This window comes from Pararhodobacter sp. SW119 (genome assembly GCF_017811755.1).
Classification (GTDB): Bacteria; Pseudomonadota; Alphaproteobacteria; order Rhodobacterales; family Rhodobacteraceae; genus Pararhodobacter.
In genome coordinates this window covers 1-705 of the sequence record NZ_JADDJF010000177.1, presented here as the reverse complement: position 1 = coordinate 705, position 705 = coordinate 1, and the positions used below count along the sequence as shown (strand labels likewise).

Genomic DNA, 705 nt, shown 5'->3' with positions numbered 1-705 from the left:
CGGCTTACCGCGTGAAATACGACAAGGCGGTCGCCAAGCTGGTCAAGGACCGCGAAGTGCTGCTCGCCTTCTAAAGACCTCTGCATAACTGAGGATTCCCGCCGGTTTTATGCTTTGGTATGGTTTGCCAGCATGATTTCCGGGGGGACGATGGACCTTTTCCTGCGCGAAGCGGCTGATCGGATTGGTGATGACCATGTGCTTTCCAAGATCGATGCGCTGATCGACTGGCGGGCGGTCGCACCGATTCTAACACGTGGTCTGGGGCGTTCGGGGATCGGGCCGCAGGGCTACGATCCGCTGGTGCTGTTGAAGTGCCTGCTGATCGGCCAGTGGCACGGGCTGTCGGACCCGAAACTGGAACGTGCCCTCAAGGTGCGGCTGGATTTCATGATGTTTTGCGGGCTGGGCCTGCATGCGCCGGTGCCGGACGAGACCACTCATTGCCGGTTTCGCAACGCACTGGTCAAAGGTGGGGTTTACGATGATCTGCTGGCCGAAGTTTGCCGCCAGCTCGAACATCACGGGCTCAAGCTGAAGGCCGCAGAGGCCGCAATCATCGACGCTACCTTGGTTAAAAGCGCCGCGCGGCCGCGCAGCCATATCGACCCACCACAGGACCGAGCCGAGGGGGACGCCCTGGATGCTCCGGACATGCATTTCAGCGCCGATCCCGATGCACGTTGGGGGAAGAAGGGGTCGAAA

At 60.7% G+C, this 705-nt stretch carries 1 protein-coding gene; it reads left to right on the top strand.

The window, feature by feature from the left end; all coding sequences use genetic code 11:
* Positions 1–150: 150 nt before the first annotated feature.
* Positions 151–705 (top strand): transposase (locus IM708_RS21135; RefSeq protein ID WP_209428515.1); only part of this gene is annotated, 555 nt, incomplete at its 3' end.